Origin of the sequence: Ihubacter massiliensis (genome assembly GCF_024125305.1) — a bacterium.
Classification (GTDB): Bacteria; Bacillota; Clostridia; order Peptostreptococcales; family Anaerovoracaceae; genus Hominibacterium; species Hominibacterium faecale.
The window spans coordinates 2,476,573-2,499,932 of the sequence record NZ_JAMXVH010000001.1; the positions used below are offsets into that span (position 1 = coordinate 2,476,573).

Here is a 23,360-nt window from a genome sequence, read left to right on the forward strand (position 1 = left end):
GCGGGACCTAATCCCATCAACTTGCGGCCCGCGCGGCCCCATTGCGGATCTGACAGCACCACGGCCGTTGAAACTTGCGTAAATAGTGAAAGTTTTTTTCAGTTTTTTTCCCCAGATCCCCGCAGCCTATCTCCACGCCGCAGCAGCCCCACATCCCGGTAAACTTCTGTAAAGATTTGCATTTTTTACGCAAAGTTATGGGATTGCGAGGCCCTGATCCGCCAACTTGCGGCCCGTGCGGTCCCATCGCGGATCTGAAAGCGCCGCAGCCGTTGAAACTTACGTAAATAGTGAAAATTTTTTTCAGTTTTTTCCCAAAATCCCCGTCACCTTTTCCCGCAGATCCCCATCACCTTTTCCCAAGACCCACATCCTATCTCCACGCCGCAGCAGGCCCGCAGCACCAGCAAAAAAGCCCTCCCCGCCAGTTTGACCAGCGGAGAAAGGCCCTCGTTTCGCCATTCACGTATCGCCATCTATATCACAATACAAATAAAATATTCTTTTCCCTCATCGCAGATCTTCTGCAGGGATTTCTGCACCTTAACCCGGATATTTTCCGGCACCCCGGCCAGCTTGCTCTGCATCTGCTCGGCAACCATATCGTACAGAGTCTTTCCGAAGATGTTGGTTTCCCAGATCTTCTCCGGCTCATTCTCAAATTCCGTGAGCAAATATTTGACCAAATCCTCAGTCTGCTGCTCCGTCCCCACCACAGGCGCCACCTCTGTCGTAATATCGGTACGGATGATATGTAAGCTGGGCGCTTTTGCAGTAAGGCGGATTCCGCACTTGCTTCCCTGTTTGAACACCTCCGGCTCGCCCAAAACCATTTCCGTCAGCTTTGGCTGAACGATTCCATATCCGGTGGCCTCAACCTGCTCCATGGCCCCTTTCAGCTTATCATAAGACTTCTTGGCTTCCGAGAATTCCCGCAGTAGGCGGAAAAATTCGTAATCGTTTTCCACCTTTTCATCCATCAGCTCCTCGATCACCTTATAGAACAGCCCATCGGCCATTTGCACGTCAATGACCACCTGCCCGCTGCCCAAATCCATATCCGCCACGCGGACCGACTGGATAATTTGTCCGTCTGCCAGAGAATCGACGGTTTTCTGAATGTCCTCCGCCGTTTCGAAGGTGCCCGACCAGCCGCGGATGCTTTCAATGACCGAGGATTTGATCCAGTGGTCATTTTCCAGCCCTTCCATGAATCCCGGCAGTTCGAAGGATATCTCGCTGATGGGAAATTGATAGAGTACCTTTTCCACAATCTGATTCAGCTCCCCGCTGCTCATACGCATACAGTTGACCGCCATGGCCGGAACATGATGTTTTTCCTCCAGCGCCTGGGCCAGAGACTGAGCCGCGACCGATTTGGGTTCAGTGGAATTGACCACCACCACAAAGGGCTTCTTCAACTCCTTCAGCTGGCGGATGACCGTTTCCTCCGCCTCCTCGTAGTTCTTCCTCGGAATATCCGAAGTGGTACCGTCCGTCGTTACAACGATGCCGATGGTCGAATGCTCCTCGATTACTTTTCTCGTTCCTTTTTCCGCAGCTTCTTCAAACGGAATTTTTTCCTCATCCCAGGGAGTGTTTACCATTCTGGATTTGCCGTCTTCCGAATGGCCCAGTGCCTCCGGCACTAAATATCCTACGCAGTCCACAAGGCGAACCCGGCAGTTCATATTGCCGGGCATCTTCAGGCTGGCAGCCTCTGCCGGCACGAATTTTGGTTCCGTAGTCGTGATCGTCCTGCCGGAACCGCTTTGGGGCATTTCGTCCAGCAGCCTCTCTTTGGCGTAGATATTTTTCATATTAGGCACTACCAGCAGATCCATGAACCGCTTGATGAAGGTTGATTTTCCTACGCGGACCGGACCTACAACGCCTATATAGATATCACCCTGGGATCTTTTAGCGATGCTTTCATAGATATTTAAATTTTCCAAAACAAAAACCTCCCTGTGCTAGTGACTTTGAATCAATATAGTATATTAGAGAGGTTTATGGATTATTCAAATCTTTTGCGAAAGGGCCAATTTATTTTATAGACCGGAAAGTAGAGGATCAGCGCCAAAAGCACGCCGGCAGCCACATCCGCTGCGGAATGCTGTTTGATGAACATGGTGGACAGACAAATGAAAATAGCCGATGCCAGCCCTACTATGCGAGGTTTGCGATACCCTCCCCAGAGCTTTGACTTCCAGATGGCGATGCAGATAGCCGTGGATTCAAAACAGTGAATGCTGGGAAAAACATTGGCCGGTTCATCCGCCCTGTAGAGCAATTCCACCAAAAAGGAAAACAGGTTTTCTCTGGGCAAAGTCTGGGGCTGAAAGTCAATATAAGTGGGATAAATGAGGAAAAATGCAGAGCAAAACCACATCCCTGCCAGCAGATAGATTCCCAAGTCCAGAAAATCCTGCCGCGATTTTAAAAAAAACCAGATCAGCGGCCCGGAAATGAATCCGTACCACCAAATGTACGGAAGAACAAAGAGTTCACAAAAAGGAATCTGATCGTCCAAAGGCACGTGAATCAGATGCCGCTCCATAGGAATATGAACAGAAATCAAATAAAATATATATGCCAGCAATATACCGGCGAAAATCAGCAGATCTCGTTTTTTCTTAAATTGATCTTCCAATTCCTTCACCTATTTTAACGATGGTTTCCAACTGGTCCGCGGTATTGTCCAGGAGCTCCTGATCCAGCTGCACGCTGCCTTGGCGCAGCAAGAGGACGATGGTCGAACCGCCGAACTGAAACATCCCTTTTTCCTCACCCTTGTGAAAGCTGCCTGACTGGTGGAAGTTGAGAATCTTTCCCACCATCAGAGCGCCCACCTCGATCTGGACGATGCGGCCGAAATGATCCGTATCCATCACCGTGTATTCCCGGCAGTTTTCCTTATAAATATCATGCCGCTTCAGGGCAATGGGCTGCACCGTATGCAGCTTGCCCGGAATAAAAACATTGGGTCCCTTGGCGCCGTCGTCCACATAACAGTACCGATGATAATCATCCACCGTCAAGCGGAAGATCAGACACCATCCCCCCTGGTAAAATTCCGCCAGCTCATGGTTTTGCAAAAGATCGGCTATGCTGTAAGATGAGCCTTTGATAAAAAAGCGGCTGTCCTCCTCAATCCGAAAAACGGAAAGCTTGGCATCGCAGGGGGAAATCAGCACTCCCTGACCTGCCGATACAGAAAGTTCCCGGCGCAGACGTCTGCAAAAAAAGTCATTGTAACACGAAAAAGGGCCTTCCTCGTACCTGTTCATATCAATTCCATTTTTTTCGATGAAGCGGCCGATCATTCTCTTGGAAAAGCGGCTGCTCATAAATGCGCCCCCGGCCCTGGAAAACAAAGGGTTTACCAAGGCCTTCAAAACCAGCCTGCCCGGGGCCGTATCATAGAGAAATTTCAGCGAGCCGCCGTCCTTTTGCGGCTGGAGTACCGGTCTTCTTTTATCCGACATAATGAAACCCGCAGAGCATGCACACAATTTCAGCAATACCGATGAGGATCATAACCACCGCCGTCGCCTTTCCTGGTTTTTTGATTCTAAAATTGAGCAGGAAAGCAAAGGCGATTGCCAGCAGACCGATCCCATAAATCTTGTGGAATTCGATTTCTACAAACCTCCCAAGTATGTAGATCAGCGGAATAATGAGGGCAACGGAAGTAACTGGAAGGCCCACGTATTCTTTGCGCCGCTCCGGCGTCTGGCTCTGCCGCTCCTCTTCCATCACATTGAAATAAGCCAGTCTTGTCAAGGCCGCCATCACGTAGATGAAAAATACAAATACATAAAACTTGTTGGTCATTCCGATTGCATAGCCGATGACCGTAGGCAGCACGCCGAAACAAACCAAATCGCTGAGGGAGTCCAGCTGTATGCCGAACTTTTGCTCCGCCTCGCACCGTTTCTTTGTCCGGGCCACCTTACCGTCGAACATATCGCAGAATCCTGATACCATAAGACAGTAGACTGCCCCGGCCACATGCCCCCGCATAGCCATATAGATTCCAAATACCGATGAAATCAGCGACAGATCGGTCAGTATGACCGTATAGTTATAATATCCGATCAGCTTCATTTTTGTTCCTCCTTTTGCTTTGCCTTTTCAAAATGGACAGATGATAGGCAATCGTATAAATCCCACACAATATAAAGCACAAATAGTAATTGATCCCCCTGGTGAAGATCATTGCCGGAGCCAGCGCCGCTGCAGGAAAGACGCTGGAAAACAGCAGCAGAAAGCTCCCTTCAGAAACTCCGATGGCTCCCGGAATGGGCAGGCTGTTCACTGCCATCGCCAGAAGGGACTGGAGCGCCACCATATCCACATACCCGGCTTGTGAGAGCCCAAAACTTTTATATACAAAATAGCCGATTGAGAAAAAGGCAACCCGCTGGAGAATATTTCCCAGCAGTACAACAGCCATCACACCCGGCTTTCGTTTTACCAAATCCATTCCCGCCTGGTAGCGGTCAATATACCCGTTTATCTTCTCAATCTTTTCTTCCTTGTACTTGATAAACCGCAGCCGATACAAGCATTTTATCAAAAAAACGCCCAAATTTCGAATCAGCTCTTTTGAGAACATGCACAAAAGGCACAGCGCCACCAGCAGAATCTGCAGCACAAAGCCAATGACGAACAGCAGCTTGAAAATTCGCCCCGCTTCCATGAAGAAATTCAGCTTTGCCAAAAGTCCCCACGTACCCATGATGATCAGCGACATGGTGTAAAGGAGAATATTGAGCACCAAAATGGTAGTTCCATCAGAAACTTTAATCCCGTCTTTAGCCATATAGTAAGCCGATGCCGGCTGTCCGCCCGTGGCCGATGGCGTAATGGCGGAAAAATATAAATCCGCAGCCGAATAAACGGTCGCTTGCCGCAGCTTCATTTTATATCCCAGAGACCTTGCGATCACTGCCAGACACTGTCCCTCTATTACAATAAAGGCAAACATGGAAACCACCGCAAGCACGATGTACTTAAATTCCAAGTGAACAAAAACACTCCACAGGTGGCGGAAATTAATTCCGTCCAGTTTACTGTGAAGTGTGTAAAAGGTCAGGAGAACAAGAGCAGCGATGACAGCCAGGCTGATCAGCTGATTTTTTCTGTTTCCTGCCTTGAAAGTAGCCTTTTCTTCCATAAATACACACCTTATGCTGTTTACAAGACTTCGCCCTCCAGGCTGAATGTCTTTCCTTCCGTAACTTTTACATCAACGATCTTCCCCGTCAGGTCCGGCGTTCCCGAAAAGTTGATCAATTTAAAACCTTCCGTTCTCCCCGTATACGTCTGATCGCTAGTCTTACTGATACCTTCCACCAGAACCTTTTCTGTCTTTCCCACATATGCGGAATTCTTTTCCGCGGATATGGAATTGACCGTTTCCACCAGTCGGTTAAACCTTTGATGTTTCACATCTTCAGGAATTTGATCCTCATATTCTTCCGCCGGCGTCCCCTTGCGGATAGAATAGAGAAATGTGAATGCCGAATCGTATCTGACCCTGCGAACTAAGTCCAGCGTCTCTTCAAAATCCGCTTCCGTTTCCCCCGGAAACCCGACAATAATATCCGTACTGATGGTAATGTCAGGAACCGCTTTTTTTAGTTTTGCGATCAGTGCGAGATAATCCTCTTTGGTGTATTTGCGGTTCATGCGCGCCAGCACTGCGCTGCTGCCCGACTGCACCGGCAGATGAATATAATTGCACAGCTTGGGGCAATCCACATATGCCTGGATTAATTTGTCCGACAAGTCTTTGGGATGGGAAGTCATAAACCGAATCCGCTCAAGTCCCTCCACCTCATTGAGCAGGTAGATCAAATCAGCAAAGTCCGTATTCTCATCTCCCCGATAGGAATTGACATTTTGCCCCAAAAGTGTAATCTCCCGCACCCCGTCGGCCGTAAGGCGCTTTACCTCGTCTATGATATCCTGAGGGCGGCGGCTTCGCTCCCTTCCTCTGGTGTAAGGGACGATGCAGTAGGTACAAAAATTGTTGCACCCATACATAATGTTGACAAACGCTTTATGTTTATAAAGACGCTTGGCCGGCAGCCCTTCCACGATCTCGCCGCCGTCCTCCCAGACGTCGACGATCTTTTCCTTTTCACTGATGACGCTCTTTAAAAGCTCCGGAAACTGATGGATATTGTGGGTGCCGAAAATAATATCCACCCAAGGATATTTTGTCTTAATACTGTCGATAATATGCTGCTGCTGCATCATACAGCCGCATACACATACCGTAAATTCCGGGTTGGCTATCTTTTTTTTCTTCAGCTGTCCCAAGGTCCCGAAAAACCGTTTGTCCGCATTTTCACGAACGCTGCAGGTATTGATGATCGCCACGTCAGCATCATCCCGGCCCGGGCTTTCGCAAAAGCCCATTTCAGCAAGCATGCCGGCAATGGTTTCCGAATCGTGTTCGTTCATCTGGCAGCCAAAGGTAGTAATGTGATAGGTCTTAGGCCTGTTCATGTTTTTTGTCTCTCCCCATGAGGATTTCCACCGCGGTTCTAGCATCGGCCCTGCCATTGATGACTTCGTAGAGCTGCTGGGTAATGGGCATTTCGATCCCTTCCCGCTGGGACAGTCCGTAGGCTGCCTCAGTCGTATACATGCCTTCCACAACCATGCCGACTTTCTCGATAGCAGCTTCCGGCGCCATTCCCTCGCCGATCATGATTCCGCAGCGCCGATTCCTGGAATGCATGCTGGTGCAGGTAACGATCAAATCGCCCACCCCGGTCAATCCGGCAAAGGTAGCAGGATCGGCTCCCAGCTTTACCCCCAGCCGTTTGATCTCAGCCAGTCCTCTGGTCATGAGCGCGGCCTTGGCATTGTCTCCGAATCCCATACCGTCGGAAATTCCTGCTCCCAAGGCAATGATATTCTTCAGTGCGCCGCCCAGCTCAACGCCAATAATGTCTTCAGTGGTGTAAACGCGAAAGCGTTCGGTCATAAAGATATCCTGCACCTCTTCTGCCAGCTTCAGATCAGGGGACGCCACTGCCACGGTTGTGGGCAGGTTTTTTCCCACTTCCTCTGCATGGGAAGGTCCAGACAGGGTAACGTATTTGGCCTGGGGCAGGGTTTCAAAAGCGATCTCTGACATGCGCAGCAGGGTTTTCTGCTCGATGCCTTTGGCCACATTGACCAGAATCATATTCGGCTTCAGATAAGGGAGAGCGGTTTTCAGCGCACTGCGGAAATGCTGAGCCGGCGCCGAAAATAAAACCACATCGGCATCCTGCAAGACTTCCTCCGCCGTTTTCCCAATTTTCATATTGTCATTAAATTTAATATCCGGCAGGTAGCGGACATTTTCTCTGTTTTTTTCCAGTTCGGAAAGGTGTTCCGGGTTCACATCCCAGATTGTTACCTGATATCCCTTGCCGCTTAAGGTCAGCGCTAGGGCTGTTCCCCAGCTTCCTGCTCCGATTACGCCTATCTTTTTCATTTTTTTCTCTCCTTGTCAAAAAAACTCAACTTCGGCTCTTGGCCGTGCAGCAGCCGTGCGATATTTGCCCGGTGTTTGATGATGATCACCAGCGCCAGCACGCATGCCAGAAATATGAAATCCGGTTCCAGGAACCAGCAGAAAACGGGAAAGGACAATGCCGCTAACATGGACCCCACCGACATCCTCTTGGATATCAATACGCCCAGTACCAGCACGCCCAGGGCGCAGAGGGCAACCAGGATATTGAGTCCCGCCACGGCGCCAAAACAGGTAGCAACACCTTTTCCGCCTTTGAATTTGTATAAAATCGGCCAGATATGTCCCAGCATGACGGCGATGACGCATAGCATGGCGCAGCCCTGTCCGCAGAGAAGTCCCGCGATGACCACGGAAAGAAGCCCCTTGAGTACGTCCACTACTAGGGTCACAGCCCCGGCTTTTTTCCCCATCACCCGCAGGGCGTTGGTCGTACCCGCATTGCCGCTTCCTTCTTTCTTAATATCGATTCCATGCTTCTTCGCTAAAATCGTGGACGGCGAGATGTTTCCTACAAAATACGCAGCAATCACGATCGCAACCATGATTCCGATATACATCCACAGAGCCGTTTTATCAACGCCTCCGCATAGGTTGAGCATTTCTCCTGCAATCCCGGTATCCCCGGTCACATAGATGGCTGTGGGCCCATCAGCCCCGCCTATGATTCCTATACTATTCATCTTCCCTTTCACCTTTTTCTCTGAATACGAATTTTATGGAAGTACCTTCAAAGCCGAAGCCTTCCCGAATTTTATTCTCCAGGTACCTGGCATAGGAAAAATGCATCAGTTCTCTAGAGTTTATTTTAAACGAAAACAGCGGCGGTTTCACCCCAACTTGCGTAACGTAATAAATTTTTAATCTTTTGCCCTTATCGGAAGGCGGCTGTTTCATCATGGTTGCATCGGTAATCAAGCTGTTGAGCTGGCCTGTGGAGATGCGCATGGCGCGATTTTCAGCCACCGCTTTAGCGGTCTGCAGGACCTTTTGGATCCGCTGTTTTTCCAATACGGAAATGAAAATCGACGGCGCATAGGACATGAAGGTCAGTTCTTTGGCGATCTCCTGGCGGAAATGCTTCATGGTGTTGGAATCCTTTTCCACCAAATCCCACTTGTTGACCACGATTACGATTCCTTTGCCGGCTTCGTGGGCCACACCGGCGATCTTTTTGTCCTGCTCGGTGATGCCTTCCGCCGCATCGATCATCAAAAGACAAACGTCGCACCGCTCCACGGCAGCTACGGCGCGGATCACGCTGAAGCGTTCGATATCTTCATTAACCTTGCTCTTTCTGCGAATTCCCGCCGTATCGATGAGCAGGTATTTTTCCCCGTCCTGTTCAAAGGGCGTATCGATGGAATCTCTGGTTGTTCCGGCAATAGGCGAAACGATCACCCGCTTTTCGCCCAGCAGCTCATTGATCAGGGAAGATTTGCCCACATTGGGCTTGCCGATGACAGCAATTTTAATTTGGTCTTCCTCCTCCGTTCCCGCTCCCGGCGGAAAGCTTTGCACGATTTCATCCAACAGATCTCCCAAATTGAGCATGTTGGCGGCAGAGATGGGGATAGGCTCACCCAATCCCAGTTCATAAAAATCGTAAAAATCGTCGGGCACTGTAGGCTTATCCACTTTGTTGACCACCAGAATTACCTTTTTACCGGTGCGCATCAGCATCATCGCCACTTCCCGGTCAGCTGCGGTCAAGCCATCTTTTCCGTCCACCATGAAGAGAATGACATCGGCGGTACCGATGGCCACCTCCGCCTGTTCCCGCATCTGAGATAGGATGATGTCTTTGCTGTCCGGCTCGATGCCGCCGGTATCGATGAGCGCAAAATGAACGCCGTTCCATTCTGCTTCCGCATAGATCCGGTCCCGGGTCACCCCCGGCGTATCTTCTACAATGGCTACTCTTCTGCCCACGACTTTATTAAAAAATGTGGACTTGCCCACATTGGGCCTTCCTACGACGGCAACAATTGGTTTACTCATCAAAAATTCCTCCTGCAAATTCGGCCGGATCAAAGGCTTTTAAATCCTCCATCCCTTCGCCGACGCCAATATATTTGACTGCCATATCAAACTCATCGGCTATGGTAATGACGATCCCGCCTTTGGCCGTACCATCCAGCTTGGTGAGAACAATTCCGGTGATGTCGGCGCTTTCATTGAATTCTTTGGCCTGGGACACGGCGTTTTTGCCGGTGGTCGCATCCAGGACCAGCAAATTCTCCCTCGCGGCCTCCGGATATTCCCGATCAATGATCCTGTTCATTTTGGTCAGCTCGTCCATGAGATTTTTCTTATTCTGCAGCCGGCCGGCCGTGTCGCAGATGAGGACGTCGATGCCTTTGGCCTTGGCCGATTGGATGGCATCGAAGATGACTGCCGAAGGGTCCGCCCCTTCCTGGTGGCGGATCACGTTGACACCGACCCGCTCGCCCCAGATGACCAGCTGTTCGCTGGCTGCCGCGCGAAAGGTATCCGCTGCCGCCAGCATCACCGATTTGCCTTCCATCTTGCACTTATGGGCGATCTTTCCGATGGAGGTTGTCTTTCCGCCGCCGTTGATTCCGATCATGAGAATGATCAGGGGCGTTTCCTGGCAGAGCTGGTGTCTCTCGCCTTTGTCGATCAGCTCGGCTATGATCTTCTTCAGCTGATCTTTTACCTGCTGTGGTTCTCTCAAATATTCATGCTTTATATCGCTTCTAAGGCGCTCGATGATGGTCATCGTTGTTTCCATTCCAATATCCGATGTGATCAGAATTTCTTCCAATTCGTCCAGAAAATCTTCATCAATGGTCGGCCTTGCCAGGATCACGTCTCCGATTCGTTCCGACAAGCGTCCGAAAAAACCTTTTTTCTTTTTTTCAAAAGCCATAATCTCTATCTCCTTCTATCTATAACTTGGTGGGTATCAAACCGCAAAATCGTCTCCCATGTTGAGGGAGAGCACTTTGGATATTCCCTGTTCGGGCATGGTGACGCCGTAGAGGACATCCGCGTGCTCCATGGTCGCTTTCTGGTGGGTGACCAGGGTAAACTGGATATCTTCAAAGGTCTTTAAATATCTGGCAAAGCGCTCGATGTTGGCATCGTCCAGCGCCGCTTCTACTTCGTCCAGAATGCAGAAGGGCGTGGGCTTGGTCTTGAGCACCGCGAACATGAGGGCAATGGCCGTCATGGTCTTTTCTCCTCCGGAGAGCAGATTGATATTCTGCAGCTTTTTGCCCGGAGGCTGGGCGATGATATCGATGCCCGATTCAAGAGGGTTGTTCTCGTCATCCAGCCGCAGTTCGGCGTGGCCCCCTCCGAAGAGATCGGCAAAGACCTTTTCGAAGTTGACGACCACCTGGTCAAAGCTCTCTTTGAATCTGGCCTTGATGGTCCGGTCCATATCCTCGATGATGCCGCTCAGGCTGTTCATGGCTTCCAGAATATCGGCCCGCTGAGAAGTGAGGAACTCGTAGCGTTCGCTGACCGTTTCGTATTCAGCGATGGCGCCGATATTCACTTCGCCCAGCTCTTTGATTCTGCTTTTGATCTGCCGGTTTTCTTTGACAGCGGCGGACATGACAAAATCCTGCTTTTTGAATTCCATGGCCTGGATGTAGGAAACTTCAAAATCCTCCCACAGCTTTTCTTTGTATGAATCCAGCTGGGTCTGGTTTTTGGCCTCTTTGATTTCCAGCTCGTATTTCTGGTCCTGCAAAGCGTTCACCTGGTGATCCAGCTCTTCCTTTTCCATAGCCAGCTTGTCTGCCTTGGAAGCGGCTTCTCCCCGCTCCTGGTTCAGTTCTTCCAGATAGGTTTCCAGGTTTTCTTTTGCTTCTTCCTTTTCTTTTACGTCTGCCTCAAGGTCGGTATGGCCGCAGCTGAGGCTGTTTTTTTCCGCAGTCAAGGCGGCGATCTGCTGCTCCTTTTGCTGCTTTTCCTGCTCCAGCTCGCCAATCGTCGCATTTACCCGCCGCGCCAGATCGTCTGCGCCTGCTTTTTTGCTTTCGCAGGCTCCGGCCTCAATCCTGGCGGCTGTGATGGCTTCATTGATATTTGAAAGCTGTTCACTCTTTTGGTCGGATAAACGGAGCTGTTCTTCCGCCAGCAATTCCTTTTCAGCCATGGTCTTTTCTTCAGTGCAAATTTTCTCCTCCAGCTGGCGGATCATCTTCTGGGATGATTCCTGTTCGCTGCGGATATTTTCCAGCTCCTTTTCCCATTTGCCGCTGTTGGTCTTAAAGTCATTGAGCGCACTTTCTGTGACAGCCAGTTCGTTTTCTATGCTGAAGATATTCATCTCCAGCTTCCTTGCGATCTGCTCCAGGTCAGCGATTTCGGCTTGAAAACCTTCGATTTCTTCCTTAAGGCGGGACAGATGGTCGATGCCGTTTGTCTTTTCTTGTCCGGCGGTTTCCAGCTGTTTGGCCAGGTCCGCCACCTCCGCCTTTCTTTCCAAAAGATTGGCAGTTTTATTTTTATATCTTCCGCCGGTGATGGCGCCGCCGGCGTTGATGATTTCGCCTTCCAATGTAACGAAGCGAAGCCCCGCCGCTTTTTTCGAAAGCTTTACCGCATGGTCCATGGTATCCACAATGACTACCCGGCCCAAAAGGTACTCCATGACCGTCTGATAGCGCCGGTCGAACTGAATGCAGTCGGTTCCAAAGCCTTGAAATCCCGGTTCCTGCTCCAGCCTGCGGTCATAGTTTCCCCGGTTTGCGCGAATGGATGAGATGGGAAGGAAGGTCAGTCTTCCTGCCTTGTTTTCTTTTAAGCGGGCGATGGCTTTCTGGGCGCTCTGGTCATCCTCGCAGACGATATTCTGCATGGCTGCTCCCAGGGCGGTCTCGATGGCTGTTTCAAACCCTTTGGGCACGGAAATCAGTTCGGCCACCGTTCCAAGAATGCCGGCCAATCCCGACCGCATGATAAACCTTACCGCATAATTATAGCCCTCATAGTTGCTTTCCATTTCTTCAATGGTCTTTTTTCTGGAGGACAGCTGCCCGATGGAGATGCGCAGTTCTTCCAGCGCTCTCTTTTGTTCCTGTTCTTTCCTCAGGCTCAGATTGTACTTATCTGTTTTCTGTGCCAGTTCCTGTTTTGTCTGGCTCTGTTCTTCTTCCAGCTTAACCTTGTCCGCCCGGAGTTTGTTCAGCGCATCCAGGGTATCCCGATTGGTATCCTCGCCGCTGCTTTTTTCTGCCTGAATCTGGGTCCGGCGCCGCTGTAGGGTTTCCCTCAGATTTTCCAGGCTGCTGATTTCCGCCTTGTGCGATCCGATGGCGCTATGGGCGCGGAAGATCTCTTCCTTGTATTGGTCCGCCAGGGAATCGGCCTGGGATATCTGATCGGTCAGGGCTGCGCGGGCTTGAATCTTTTCCTGCAGAGCCCGGTTCACTTGTTCCAGCTCCCGGTCTGCCTGCGCTTTGCTGCGATGCAGTTCTTCGGCGTGCTGCCGTTCTTTTTCCAGCTTTTCTTCCAGGGTCCCAATCTCATCGGTCAGTCTTTCGGTGTTGGTTTTGATCGTGCTAATCCGTTCGCCGGCAATCTGCCCCTGGTTGACCAGGCGGTTAATCTCCTCAATGCTTTGCATCAGCTTTTCTCTGCCCTCTGTGATCAAACCCTCCAGATGCTCGCTCTTCTGCTTGTTTTCCGCCAGCTGACGGGCCATGGCTTCTCTTGTGTCACGGCTTTCATCCAATTTATTTTTCAGCTCTGCAATATCGTCTTTTATGTACTCGTTTTTCAATTCCAGACTTTCGATATTTTTCAGAGTTATGTTAATTTCCAGTTCTTTATTCTTATCTCTAAGCTCAATATATTCCTTAGCCTTGATGCTGTCTTCACGAAGATGGTCGATTCTGCCTTCGATCTCTCCGATAATGTCATTGACCCGCTCCAGGTTGGCGGCCGCACCGCTGAGTTTTCGTTCTGATTCCGCCTTCTTTGTCCGGTACATAACGATTCCGGCGGCTTCCTCAAAGATTTCCCGGCGGCTTTCCGTTTTATTACTGACAATGTCGGAAATCTTACCCTGTCCTATGAGGGAATACCCATCGACGCCAATGCCCGTATCCATAATCAGCTCACGGATATCGCGGAGCCTGCATTGGTTGTTATTGATGGAATATTCGCTTTCTCCCGAGCGGAACATCCTTCTGGTGATGGCCACTTCATTGTAGTCGATGGGAAGGATTCCCGCTTCATTGTCGATGACCAGCGTTACTTCTGCCATCCCCCTGGATTTGCGGTTGGCTGTGCCGGAAAAAATCACTTCTTCCATCTTGCCTCCCCGCAGCATTTTCGGACTCTGTTCTCCCAGTACCCAGCGGATGGCATCGCTGATGTTGCTCTTGCCGCTGCCGTTGGGACCGATCACGCAGGTGATCCCTCTGTGGAATTCAATTGTCACCGGTTCCGCAAAGGACTTGAACCCGTGCATTTCAATCCGCTTAAAGTACATCGATACCCCTTTCCATTGCATCCCTTGCCGCATTCTGCTCCGCCAGCTTTTTGCTCTTTCCCTGGCCGTAGCCGACTGGTTCCCCTAAAACTTCCAGCCTTACGGAAAAGACTTTATTGTGGTCTGGGCCTTCTTCTTTTTCCAGCACATAGTGCATGTCCAAAATGCCCTTAGCCTGAAGCTGTTCCTGCACTTCCGATTTATAGTCCTGGTTGGTCAGCTTGCCTTTGCCTGCGGCCTGCAAGTCTTCTTGAAAGATGTCCACTACAAATCGTCGGACTTGTTCGTATCCGCCGTCCAGATAGATGGCACCGATCACCGCCTCCATTCCGTCGGCCAAAATGGAGTCTCTGTCCCGGCCGCCGCTCTTTTCTTCCCCTCTGCTGAAGAGCATGTGCTCCCCGATGGAAAGCTTTCTTCCTACGGCAGCGAGGGATTTTTCGCAAACGATGGAAGCCCTGGTTTTTGTCAGCTTGCCTTCTTCTGCCTTTGGCAGCCTGCGATAAAGCTCTTCGCCGATGATTGCGTCTAAAAACGCGTCGCCGAGAAACTCCAGCCTTTCGTTGTCGCAAAGGCGGCTCTGTCCTGTTTCCTTGACATAAGAGCTGTGGGTCAGCGCTTTATCAAGGAGGTGTATATCCTCAAATGTATATCCAATCATTTGTTGAAACTGTGCGCTATTGTTCACTGGCAATAATCTCCTCTAAGTCTGTTATTGCATTCTTTATGATGTCTACGACCCCTTCCTGGGCATAAGGAATGCCTTTGAGAATGGTATTCTTGACCGCCTTTGCATTGGAAGATCCGTGCATCTTTACAACCGGCCCTTCTACTCCTAAAATGGGCGCTCCGCCGTATTCGGAGTAGTCGAATTCGTTTTTCAGCTCTCCCAGCTTGTCTTTCAGGAACAGCGCCCCGATCTTGGCTTTGAGTCCGTCCAGGAATTTTTTCTTAAGCAGCTTGAGGATGCTCCACGCCAGCCCTTCCGTCAGTTTTAAGATGACGTTTCCCACAAAGCCGTCGCAGACGATGACGTCGCAGGCTCCGGCCGGCACTTCCCTGGCTTCTACATTTCCGATGAAGTTGATGGGCGCCTGGGACAGCTGCTTGAAGGCTGCCTTAGTAACCGTGGTTCCTTTTCCTTCTTCAACGCCCAGGTTGACCAGTCCCACTTTCGGCTGGGGGCGGCCGAGTACCTTCTCTACATATATACTGCCCATTGTTCCGTATTCTAGTAAATTATGCGGCTTGGCTTCCGAACTTGCCCCAGCGTCCACCAGCAGGCAGGCTTTTTCGCCAAGAACCGGGTAGATGCTGGCCAGCGCCGGACGGTCGATGCCGTTGATCCGGCCAAGTATCATTCTGCTGCCCACCACCAGCGCGCCCGTGTTCCCGGCGGAAACAAAGAGGTCGCCTTCGCCTTCTTTGACCATGGTCAGTCCTTTGACCATGGAGGATTCTTTTTTCCGCTTGATCGCTTTCACCGGACTGTCTTCATTGGTGATCACTTCTTCTGCGTGCACAATTTTGATTTTTTCCGGATCATATTTATAGTTTTCCAGTTCTGCCTTGATTTGATCTTCTTTTCCTACGATGCAGATCTGGTATTCTGTCTCTTTGGATGCTTCTACTGCTCCCTTTACGATTTCAAAAGGCGCGTTATCGCCGCCCATGCCGTCGAGTACGATTTTCACTTGTGATTCCTCCAATCAACATTTTGTCCGTATTCTTATGAAACTCGGTCAGAACATAAAGATACAGAATAGATGATATCACAAAAGGGTGAAATTTGCAAACTGCTTGGAAAGTGATCCGTGCTTTAAGCCCCTCGGCGGGTCTTTAAAGGCTGCCATTTCTATTCAGGCAAGACGAACAGATTTATACGAAAACCTCCACAGATTTTATTGACATTTATTTGCATTTTATATGTAATATACCATATTTTTCTTTTTAAAGATTTATATTCCATCAGCTGTTTCATGAATCATTCGCAAACATTTAACGAATCCAAAAAGAGGGGGCGATTCATAACCATGGCAAAACCAAAACATACATACAAAGACAGCGTATTTCGAAAGCTTTTTGATGACAGAGAAAAACTCCTGGAGCTTTATAGTGCCCTTTCCGGGCGGCACTATGCAAAGGATACGAAAATTGAAATTGTCACTCTGGAAGAAGCTATCTTCGGGGACCGAAAGAACGATTTGGCCTTTATCATCGAAGGCCGCCTCATCATTTTGATCGAACACCAGGCTACGATCAATCCAAACATGCCTCTGCGCATGCTAGTATATATTGCAAAAGAATACGAAAAGCTCTATTTTTCCAAGGCCATTTACAGCAAACATCTGGTCAGGATTCCTGTACCGGAGCTATATGTTTTTTACAATGGCATAGAGGATGCGCCTTTGGAGCAGGAGCTGAAACTTTCTGATGCGTTTTTCACGAAATGTGATAAAATAGCCTTAGAGGCAGTGGTGAAAGTCATCAATGTGAATTACGAACAGGGAGCGGAGGTTTTGTCTCAATGCAAAACCCTTGCTGAGTACAGCCGGTTCATCCACATCGTGCGGGAGAACCAAAAGCACATGGATGACCTGAAGGCAGCCATCGAGGAGGCCGTGAGGGCCTGCGTCAAGGAAGGGGTCCTGCAGGATTTCCTGAAAAGAAATGGTGGTGAGGTTATGAGTTTGTTATATGAAGAACTGACCAGAGAGGAATGTGAGACCATCCGTGAGAAAGATGGCTATCGAACTGGCCACAAAGACGGTCTGGCCGAAGGGCGAGCCGAAGCAAGAAGAGAAATGGCGCTTGAGATGAAAAAACTGGGCAGACCGCTGGAAGAAATTGAGCAGTTGACAAAATTGAGCCTCGAAGAAATCCGAGCACTCTAGCGATGGTGGTGCTGCTGCCAAGGTTGATGTAGTGGATTCAGATCGATCCGGAAAACTTTTGAGAAACTTTTTGTTTTTTACACAAAGCAGTGGGTTTGCGTGGCTTGATCGCAGCCAGAAGCATGAAAAAACTGCTTTCACACCAGTTGCAGAGGGCACAATCGTTGAAAATTGCGTAAAACTTGCATTTTACGTGAGATTTTTTCCCATTTTTGTCCAAAGCTGGTGTGGCCCCATACGGCAGGGAAACAGGGCGGCTAGCCGCACCTCATTCCCCCATTTTCACGATACGGTCGCTGACATGACCTACCATGGGCAGGTCGTGGGCGATCAACAAAATAGTCAGGTTTCGTTCTTCCTGAAGCCGCCGGAAGAGGTGGACAATCTGCGCCTGGGTGGAAATATCCAGCGATGAGATGGGTTCATCGGCGATGATGAATTCCGGGTCAACGCTGATTGCCCGGGCGATGGCGGCGCGCTGTCTTTGCCCCCCGGAAACATCATAAGGCCGCCGGTCCATTAATGCAGGATCAAGCTCCACCTGTTCCATCAGCTCAGCGATGCGCTGCCGGTCGGGCGTTCGTTTTTCCGCTATGCGCAGCGGTTCGCCGATAATCTGGCGGATGGTCATCCGGGAATTGAAAGCGGAATCCGAATCCTGAAAAATCATCTGCTTCCAATTCTTGCTTTTCTTCTCATTAAAGAAGCGGATTTGCCCCGAAGTCGGCGGGTAAATTCCCATCAGGCATCTGGCCAAAGTGGACTTTCCGCATCCGGAGGGTCCGATTAAGCCCAAAATTTCTCCTTTATAAATATCCAGCGAAAAATCCTCCAGCGCATTATGAATCGAATGCCTGTCCAGGGAAAAGCTTTTTTTTAAGTTGCGCACTTCCACCAAAGGCGTATCGAAGCGCTGCTGTTTGTGCTTGTGGTCGTGTCCCCGCCCCTTTCCATAATCCAAATATCCCAACAGTTTTTTTGTATAGGGATGGCCGGGCGCATCGAACACTTGGCGAACCGATCCGGTCTCGACGATTCTGCCGTCTTTCATGATCGCTACCCGGTCGGCGATATCCTCAACCAGGCTCAAGTCGTGGGTGATAAAAATTGTCGCAATATCGATCTTTGCCAGCAGCTTTAAAATCTGCTTCTGGGTATCTTCATCCAGAGCAGTGGTAGGTTCGTCGGCCAGCAGAATTTGGGGATCGCCTGCCAGGGCAATGGCGATGGCAATTCTCTGTCGCATGCCCCCGGAGAAATGATGGGGCATCTGTTCATAGCGCTGCCGGGGATGATCGATTTCCACCAGGCGCATCAGCTCCAGGGCCCGTGCTTTGGGATCGTCGGTCCGCCCGGCGGCTGCTTCGGCGATCTGCCGGCCCACTGGCATGGTGGGATCGAGGGAGCTCATGGGATCCTGGAAAATCATGGCCACATCACGGCCCCTGCAGGGGACCATTTCTTTTTCTTCCAAAGGGACCAGATCCTGCCCCGAGAGCAGGATCTCCCCTTCCTTGATGCGGCCCCTTTCGCAGAGAATCTTCAACATGCTCTTGCAGAGAACGGTTTTGCCGCAGCCGGATTCTCCTACCAGTGCCAGGGTTTCCCCCTTGGCTAAAGAAAGCGATACCCCCTTAACCGCAGTCAGCTCTCCCTGAGGTGTTTCAAAGGCTACGATTAAGTTGTTGATGGTGAGTATGTCCATTATTTCATATCCCAGTCGTAAATATTCCAGAAGATTCCCACGCCGTGGTGGCCGAGAACAGTGTCCGCTGTAATTCCGGTTATATCAACCTTTCCGGCATAAACGGCATCGATGTAAGCGATGAAGGTATAGGCCGGGTCCTTTGCCAGCTCCGTCTGAAATTCCTTGTACAGGGGCAGCCGGTCTTCAACGGCTTCCTTCTCTCTTGCCTGCTGCAGGAGCTTGTCAACCTTGGCGTTGGAATATCCGTTATAGTTGGCGCCCTTATCCGTTCCGAATACTTTGTAGGTGTGATCGTCCGGATCAAAGGGGCTTCCCCAGCCGATGAGGAAGGCCTCCTGGCCTGCCCAGTCTGTTTCCGCCGGCGTTTTCACATCCACCTTGGCGCCGATTTCATTGAGGTTTTGCGCGCAGATGTTGGCCATGTCCACGCGAACTTGGTCCCCCTGGGAGCAATTGATGGTAAATTCCAGCTTCTGTCCTTTTTTCGCATAAATTCCGTCAGCGTCCTTTTTCCATCCCGCTTTCTCCAGCAGCTCTTTGGCTTTATCCGGGTTATAAGCATATTTTTCAACATCTTTGTTGTTGTAAGGCCCCATCTGCAGCGGCGAATAAGCTGCCTGCCCGTGGCCCAAAAGCACGCTCTTGATGATGGCATCCCGGTCAATGGCATAGCTGAGGGCCTTGGGCAGCTCGTGGTTGTTCTTAAACAAAGGATTATTGAAATTATACATGATTCCCCGATAATCGGCTGTTTTCATGGTATAAACTTTGAACTCATTTTTTCCTTCGAATTCTTCCATGGCTTTTGGCGTGATCTGGGCAAAATCCAGCTCTCCCGATTGAAGCTGGAGGGCCTTGGCATCTGAATCCTCGACGATTTTGAAGATTACTTTATCGATCTTGGGCGTTCCCAGGTAAAAGTCGTCGTTCTTTTCCAGCGTGATGGCCTGGCCCTTATCCCAGCCCGTCAGTTTGTAAGGTCCAGCGCCGACCGGCTTTTGGTTGAATTCATCCGTCGCCAGATCTTTTCCTTCCAGCAAGTGTTTGGGCAGGATGCCGATGGTCAGGTAGTCGAGCATGGCCACGTTGGGCGCTTTCATGGTGATCTTTACCGTCAAATCATCCGCGGCTTCCACCTTGGTGACATCCTCAAAGTTGGAAGCGTTTTCCGACCCGTTATCCGGGTTCATGATGGCTTCGATGGTGAATTTGACATCCTCAGCGGTGAGAGGCTCTCCATCGTGGAATTTGAGGCCTTCTCTCAGCTGAAAGGTATAGGTGTTGGTTTTTTCGTCAAAGGACCATTTCTCCGCAGCCCCAGGCGCCACTTCGTCCTTTTCGTTATGAGTGGTCAGTCCCAGAAAAATCAGGGAGTTGATCTCGCCGTGTTCGTACAGGGCCGGGTTAATGGCTGTGTAGTCACTGCTGCCGTACACCAGCGTTTTGCCTTCTTTTTTTGCATCGTCGCTGCCGCCGCATCCCGCCAGAATTCCGACTGACAGGATCAACGCCAAAAGTAAACATACTTTCTTTTTCATTCTTCTTTCTCCTTCGCTTTCAAAAGTAACTTGCCTCTACTCTTTCTATTTCAAGACCTGCTTCCTGCAGGTTAAATCAGCCGGTCTCTTCTGCCCGTTGTCCGCAGGTATTCTCCGATTTCCGTAATGCAGATAAGGGTGATCACTAAAAATACACCCGGAATGATCAGCAGCCACCAGGCACCGGTCAACATGGCCTTTTGAGACAGGGACATCAGGCTTCCCCAGGAAATCACGCTGGTCGGAAGGCCCAGGCCCAGAAAACTGAGGGTTGCTTCGGCAGCAATGGCGCTGCCCAGGTTGGTCACGACCATGAACATGATGGCAGACATGAAGTTGGGCATCAAATGGTGCCAAAGGATATAAAAAAATCCGGCGCCCATGGATCTGGCGGCCAGCACATATTCCGCATCCCGCATCTGGCGTACCTCGCTGCGAACCATCTTGGCCACGGCCATCCACCCGGTGGCGCCCAGCACAATGCCAATGGATAGGACCGTCGGTTCTCCCCAAATGGCCTGCAGAAAGATCACCAGCAGAATCTGGGGAATGCTCATTAGGATTTCCGTAAAGCGCATCAGCAGGTCATCGATTCTGGGGCCTGCCAGCCCGGAAACGCAGCCATAGATGATGGCGGTAACCGTGGACAGCAAGGTTGCCAGCAGACCGATAGCCAGGGACAGTCTGCCTCCATTCCAGATAATGGCGAAAATATCCCGGCCCAGTGTATCGGTTCCGAAAAGGTGAGCGGCCGATGGTGCCTGGCTGATTGCTTCGGTATTCATGTAGTAAGGGTTCTGTCCCGGCATCAAGCCCGTCAGGAGACAGCCTGCAGCAATGACTGCCAGGATCGTGATTGAGATGTAAGGGAGTTTTCTGTTCATGACTGGCCCTCCCTGATTTCTTCGTATTTGATCCGCGGATCCAGCTTTTCGTTGATCACCTGGGCAATCATATTGGCCAGGACTACAGCCGCCCCGGTGATCAGGCTGATCAGCATCAGCATGTTGTAGTCGTGGTACTGGGCGCTTTCCACTCCCAGCTCTCCCAGTCCGGGGTAGGAAAAGACCATCTCCACCACGTAAGCGCCGCCCAGCAGATGGGGCAGAAAAATAGCCATAATGCTGACGACCGCAGGCATAATATTCCGCAGACAATGGCGGTAAATGATCTGATTTTGGGTCAACCCCTTCACCTTACACAACAAAATATATTCTTTCCGAACTTCGTCGGATAATTTATTCCGCATCAAATAGGCGCAATACCAGAGATGGGATATGACAATCGCACTGACCGGCAGCACCAAATGGCGCAGGGTCTCTCCTCCCCCAAGAGCATGGGCACCGCTCTGGGGGAGAATTCCCAGTGTAACTGAAAAAAGCAGGATTAAAATCAGCGCTACAAAGAATTCGGGGATGCTGTTGGCCGCAACTCCGATCTTGCAGATCATCCGGTCCACGGCACGTCCCTCATGGCGCACGCAAAAGATGGCCAGCAGCAGTCCCAATACGAAAATCAGGAGAAAGGAAACTCCCGCAAGCAGCAGTGTATTTTGGTAGACATCTGCCACAACCTGTGCCGCCGGCTGTTTATAAATATAGGAAATCCCAAAGTCTCCGTGCAGCGCATCTGCAGCCCAGCGGATATACTGGACCGGTAAGGAGTCGTTCAGTCCCAGCCTCTCTCTGGCGTGATCCAGCTGCTGGACGGACATTTTTTCCACGCTTTCTCCATAATAAGCCCGCAGCGGATCGCCCGGGGCCAAGCGTGATACTAGAAATACCAAAATGGACAGCACAAGGATGGTCAGCGCCAGCTGACCGATTTTTTTCAAGATGTAGATGGCTGTTTGGTTTTTCATGTGGTTGCCCTTTCCTATGTAATAAAAAATCCACGAAAAGTAGGGCCTGCATTGATCAGGCGCTAACCTTCGTGGTTAAATTTCGCAACACTTCTTGTGTTTAATCCTTTGTTATTGTACCAATCGGCTTTGCTTGTGTCAAGAAAAATCTGGGTTTTATTCCAGGTGTGGGGTGCTGGGCTGGCTGAGGGAGCGGTATGGAGGGGGGGGAGCGGTGCGGCTCCCTCAGTGCGGAATCTGTGAAAAGCGGAAAATTTTTTAATTTAATTTCGTTTTTTACGCATTCCAATGGGGTTGCGGCCCTCGATCTGGCTTCGGACAGGAATTCGGCCTGCCTCCGCTGCTTTCCATAGCCGCAAACCGTTGAAAGCTGCGTAAATTCCAGCAAAATATCAAACTTTTTTCCCAACTATGCTCAGGACAGATATACGTCTACCCGCTCCTTTATATGCTGAAAGGTAAGGGGCGCCGTTTTTGTTTCCCAAGTCGCGATCAGGTTGTCGCCCAATCGATATCCGTGTTCTGAATACACCCGCAGCTTATCCATTGTATTTGCCGCATACGCTGGGTCGTCCATTTTTCCAAAGTGTTCCCAATAGATTTGTTTTCGGTGAACCGGATGGGCCGCGCAAAAATCCGGATAATAACAGTGCCAACCCAGCTGCAGCTTTGGCTCATAGCGAAAAAAGATTCCTTTTTGCTCCAGAATCGTGGCGATCTCTGCTTCTGCCTTTGAACGGGTAAGCTGCCCGCCCTCCGATTGATAGAGCAAATCATCCGGATGAGACAAGTTGCGGTCATAGGGTATAGAGGACCATTGCTCAGGGTAAATGTCTCCTTTTAAAAGAAAGGCTGTATGGTTCAGCCCTTTATAGTATGATGGTAACGAATCTTCTATTTTGGCCGCATCGTAAAGTTCCATCCTCTCGATGACTTGCTGAAGAAGTTTTAAATTTCGTTTTAAAACTGGCAGGGCTTTCTTCGTGTAACGCCGCTCTTTCAACTCGTCAATTAAGCGTTGCGCTTCTGATAAATTTTCCGGAATGAGAATCTGCCTGTTTTTTCCCTTGAATTTCACAGCGCGATAATAGCTGCCCCGTTTATAAATCAGGCTTCCGTCAGGCAGCTGTGCTTTTCGAAATTCCAGATCATGAATTAAAGCCTCATATCTACCCACTTCTTCTTTAATTTGCGCCAAAAGCTGTCTTTGTTTATACATAGTTGCACCTCGAACATGTAATTTTATTCCACTTTATATAAATATTACATATATTGCAAGCCCTTACGGAAAACTTATAAAATAAATTTCGCTTTTTACGCATTCCAATAGAGTTGCGACCC

At 50.1% G+C, this 23,360-nt stretch carries 20 protein-coding genes; 1 reads left to right on the plus strand and 19 read right to left on the minus strand.

Translation table 11 applies throughout. From position 1 onward, the window contains the following. Window positions 1–326 precede the first annotated feature (326 nt). The 14 genes from NIA71_RS11555 to plsX form a co-directional block, all read right to left on the minus strand. Window positions 327–476, minus strand: a complete 150-nt coding sequence (locus NIA71_RS11555; RefSeq protein WP_253020465.1) for a hypothetical protein — start codon at window positions 474–476, stop codon at window positions 327–329. Beyond that, on the minus strand, window positions 477–1,955 hold the full coding sequence (gene spoIVA, locus NIA71_RS11560; RefSeq protein WP_253020466.1) for a stage IV sporulation protein A: 1,479 nt from the start codon (window positions 1,953–1,955) through the stop codon (window positions 477–479). Between the two features lie 62 nt (window positions 1,956–2,017). Beyond that, the gene (locus NIA71_RS11565) at window positions 2,018–2,653 is read right to left on the minus strand and encodes a phosphatase PAP2 family protein (RefSeq protein WP_148396037.1); all 636 of its coding nucleotides are present in this window, start codon (window positions 2,651–2,653) and stop codon (window positions 2,018–2,020) included. Further along, window positions 2,637–3,488: a phosphatidylserine decarboxylase gene (locus NIA71_RS11570; RefSeq protein WP_253020467.1), complete on the minus strand. Its 852-nt coding sequence runs from the start codon at window positions 3,486–3,488 to the stop codon at window positions 2,637–2,639. The genes NIA71_RS11565 and NIA71_RS11570 overlap by 17 nt, the downstream gene beginning before the upstream one ends. Further along, window positions 3,478–4,110 carry a CDP-alcohol phosphatidyltransferase family protein gene (locus NIA71_RS11575; RefSeq protein ID WP_253020468.1) on the minus strand — a complete coding sequence of 211 codons (633 nt, stop codon included), beginning with the start codon at window positions 4,108–4,110 and terminating at the stop codon, window positions 3,478–3,480. The genes NIA71_RS11570 and NIA71_RS11575 overlap by 11 nt, the downstream gene beginning before the upstream one ends. Further along, on the minus strand, window positions 4,088–5,182 hold the full coding sequence (locus NIA71_RS11580; protein WP_253020469.1) for a lysylphosphatidylglycerol synthase transmembrane domain-containing protein: 1,095 nt from the start codon (window positions 5,180–5,182) through the stop codon (window positions 4,088–4,090). The genes NIA71_RS11575 and NIA71_RS11580 overlap by 23 nt, the downstream gene beginning before the upstream one ends. Window positions 5,183–5,202: 20 nt before the next feature. Continuing rightward, the gene (gene miaB, locus NIA71_RS11585) at window positions 5,203–6,522 is read right to left on the minus strand and encodes a tRNA (N6-isopentenyl adenosine(37)-C2)-methylthiotransferase MiaB (RefSeq protein WP_253020470.1); all 1,320 of its coding nucleotides are present in this window, start codon (window positions 6,520–6,522) and stop codon (window positions 5,203–5,205) included. Continuing rightward, window positions 6,509–7,504 carry an NAD(P)H-dependent glycerol-3-phosphate dehydrogenase gene (locus NIA71_RS11590; RefSeq protein ID WP_253020471.1) on the minus strand — a complete coding sequence of 332 codons (996 nt, stop codon included), beginning with the start codon at window positions 7,502–7,504 and terminating at the stop codon, window positions 6,509–6,511. Before NIA71_RS11590 ends, miaB begins: the two co-directional genes overlap by 14 nt. Beyond that, window positions 7,501–8,226 carry a glycerol-3-phosphate 1-O-acyltransferase PlsY gene (gene plsY / locus NIA71_RS11595; protein ID WP_253020472.1) on the minus strand — a complete coding sequence of 242 codons (726 nt, stop codon included), beginning with the start codon at window positions 8,224–8,226 and terminating at the stop codon, window positions 7,501–7,503. The genes NIA71_RS11590 and plsY overlap by 4 nt, the downstream gene beginning before the upstream one ends. Beyond that, window positions 8,219–9,544 (minus strand): ribosome biogenesis GTPase Der, encoded by a 1,326-nt coding sequence (der, locus tag NIA71_RS11600; RefSeq protein WP_148396031.1) that lies wholly within the window; start codon window positions 9,542–9,544, stop codon window positions 8,219–8,221. The genes plsY and der overlap by 8 nt, the downstream gene beginning before the upstream one ends. Beyond that, window positions 9,537–10,436, minus strand: a complete 900-nt coding sequence (gene ftsY, locus NIA71_RS11605) for a signal recognition particle-docking protein FtsY (protein WP_148396030.1) — start codon at window positions 10,434–10,436, stop codon at window positions 9,537–9,539. Before ftsY ends, der begins: the two co-directional genes overlap by 8 nt. 36 nt (window positions 10,437–10,472) lie before the next feature. Beyond that, window positions 10,473–14,018: a chromosome segregation protein SMC gene (gene smc / locus NIA71_RS11610; protein ID WP_253020473.1), complete on the minus strand. Its 3,546-nt coding sequence runs from the start codon at window positions 14,016–14,018 to the stop codon at window positions 10,473–10,475. After that, on the minus strand, window positions 14,008–14,706 hold the full coding sequence (gene rnc / locus NIA71_RS11615; RefSeq protein WP_253020474.1) for a ribonuclease III: 699 nt from the start codon (window positions 14,704–14,706) through the stop codon (window positions 14,008–14,010). Before rnc ends, smc begins: the two co-directional genes overlap by 11 nt. Beyond that, entirely contained in the window at window positions 14,696–15,712 is a 1,017-nt protein-coding gene (gene plsX / locus NIA71_RS11620; protein ID WP_148396028.1) for a phosphate acyltransferase PlsX, read from the minus strand. The genes rnc and plsX overlap by 11 nt, the downstream gene beginning before the upstream one ends. Window positions 15,713–16,051: 339 nt before the next feature. Here plsX and NIA71_RS11625 point away from each other — a divergent pair, with 339 nt between their 5' ends. Then, window positions 16,052–16,912 carry a hypothetical protein gene (locus NIA71_RS11625; protein ID WP_148396027.1) on the plus strand — a complete coding sequence of 287 codons (861 nt, stop codon included), beginning with the start codon at window positions 16,052–16,054 and terminating at the stop codon, window positions 16,910–16,912. Window positions 16,913–17,180: 268 nt separating this feature from the next. On the opposite strand, the gene NIA71_RS11630 is transcribed toward NIA71_RS11625, so the two are convergent. The 5 genes from NIA71_RS11630 to NIA71_RS11650 all read right to left on the minus strand — a co-directional run bounded on the left by NIA71_RS11630 (window position 17,181) and on the right by NIA71_RS11650 (window position 23,238). Next, entirely contained in the window at window positions 17,181–18,617 is a 1,437-nt protein-coding gene (locus tag NIA71_RS11630; RefSeq protein WP_253020475.1) for an ATP-binding cassette domain-containing protein, read from the minus strand. Then, a complete protein-coding gene (locus tag NIA71_RS11635) occupies window positions 18,617–20,158 on the minus strand; it encodes an ABC transporter substrate-binding protein (protein WP_148396025.1) in 1,542 nt (513 codons plus the stop codon). Before NIA71_RS11635 ends, NIA71_RS11630 begins: the two co-directional genes overlap by 1 nt. Before the next feature lie 71 nt (window positions 20,159–20,229). Further along, entirely contained in the window at window positions 20,230–21,042 is an 813-nt protein-coding gene (locus NIA71_RS11640) for an ABC transporter permease (protein WP_148396024.1), read from the minus strand. Beyond that, complete coding sequence (locus NIA71_RS11645) at window positions 21,039–22,019, minus strand: ABC transporter permease (RefSeq protein WP_148396023.1); 981 nt, start codon at window positions 22,017–22,019, stop codon at window positions 21,039–21,041. Before NIA71_RS11645 ends, NIA71_RS11640 begins: the two co-directional genes overlap by 4 nt. A gap of 415 nt (window positions 22,020–22,434) precedes the next feature. Further along, window positions 22,435–23,238 (minus strand): hypothetical protein, encoded by an 804-nt coding sequence (locus NIA71_RS11650; RefSeq protein ID WP_253020476.1) that lies wholly within the window; start codon window positions 23,236–23,238, stop codon window positions 22,435–22,437. Window positions 23,239–23,360 lie beyond the last annotated feature (122 nt).

Excerpts from the sequence above, each read along its gene's own strand:
- NIA71_RS11650 (WP_253020476.1), bottom strand. The coding sequence starts at position 23,238 with ATGTATAAACAAAGACAGCTTTTGGCGCAAATTAAAGAAGAAGTGGGT.
- NIA71_RS11640 (WP_148396024.1), bottom strand. The coding sequence starts at position 21,042 with ATGAACAGAAAACTCCCTTACATCTCAATCACGATCCTGGCAGTCATT.
- ftsY (WP_148396030.1), bottom strand. The coding sequence starts at position 10,436 with ATGGCTTTTGAAAAAAAGAAAAAAGGTTTTTTCGGACGCTTGTCGGAA.
- NIA71_RS11630 (WP_253020475.1), bottom strand. The coding sequence starts at position 18,617 with ATGGACATACTCACCATCAACAACTTAATCGTAGCCTTTGAAACACCT.
- NIA71_RS11555 (WP_253020465.1), bottom strand. The coding sequence starts at position 476 with ATGGCGATACGTGAATGGCGAAACGAGGGCCTTTCTCCGCTGGTCAAA.
- smc (WP_253020473.1), bottom strand. The coding sequence starts at position 14,018 with ATGTACTTTAAGCGGATTGAAATGCACGGGTTCAAGTCCTTTGCGGAA.
- NIA71_RS11625 (WP_148396027.1), top strand. The coding sequence starts at position 16,052 with ATGGCAAAACCAAAACATACATACAAAGACAGCGTATTTCGAAAGCTT.
- miaB (WP_253020470.1), bottom strand. The coding sequence starts at position 6,522 with ATGAACAGGCCTAAGACCTATCACATTACTACCTTTGGCTGCCAGATG.
- der (WP_148396031.1), bottom strand. The coding sequence starts at position 9,544 with ATGAGTAAACCAATTGTTGCCGTCGTAGGAAGGCCCAATGTGGGCAAG.
- NIA71_RS11635 (WP_148396025.1), bottom strand. The coding sequence starts at position 20,158 with ATGAAAAAGAAAGTATGTTTACTTTTGGCGTTGATCCTGTCAGTCGGA.
- NIA71_RS11575 (WP_253020468.1), bottom strand. The coding sequence starts at position 4,110 with ATGAAGCTGATCGGATATTATAACTATACGGTCATACTGACCGATCTG.
- plsY (WP_253020472.1), bottom strand. The coding sequence starts at position 8,226 with ATGAATAGTATAGGAATCATAGGCGGGGCTGATGGGCCCACAGCCATC.
- NIA71_RS11570 (WP_253020467.1), bottom strand. The coding sequence starts at position 3,488 with ATGTCGGATAAAAGAAGACCGGTACTCCAGCCGCAAAAGGACGGCGGC.
- NIA71_RS11580 (WP_253020469.1), bottom strand. The coding sequence starts at position 5,182 with ATGGAAGAAAAGGCTACTTTCAAGGCAGGAAACAGAAAAAATCAGCTG.
- NIA71_RS11590 (WP_253020471.1), bottom strand. The coding sequence starts at position 7,504 with ATGAAAAAGATAGGCGTAATCGGAGCAGGAAGCTGGGGAACAGCCCTA.
- NIA71_RS11645 (WP_148396023.1), bottom strand. The coding sequence starts at position 22,019 with ATGAAAAACCAAACAGCCATCTACATCTTGAAAAAAATCGGTCAGCTG.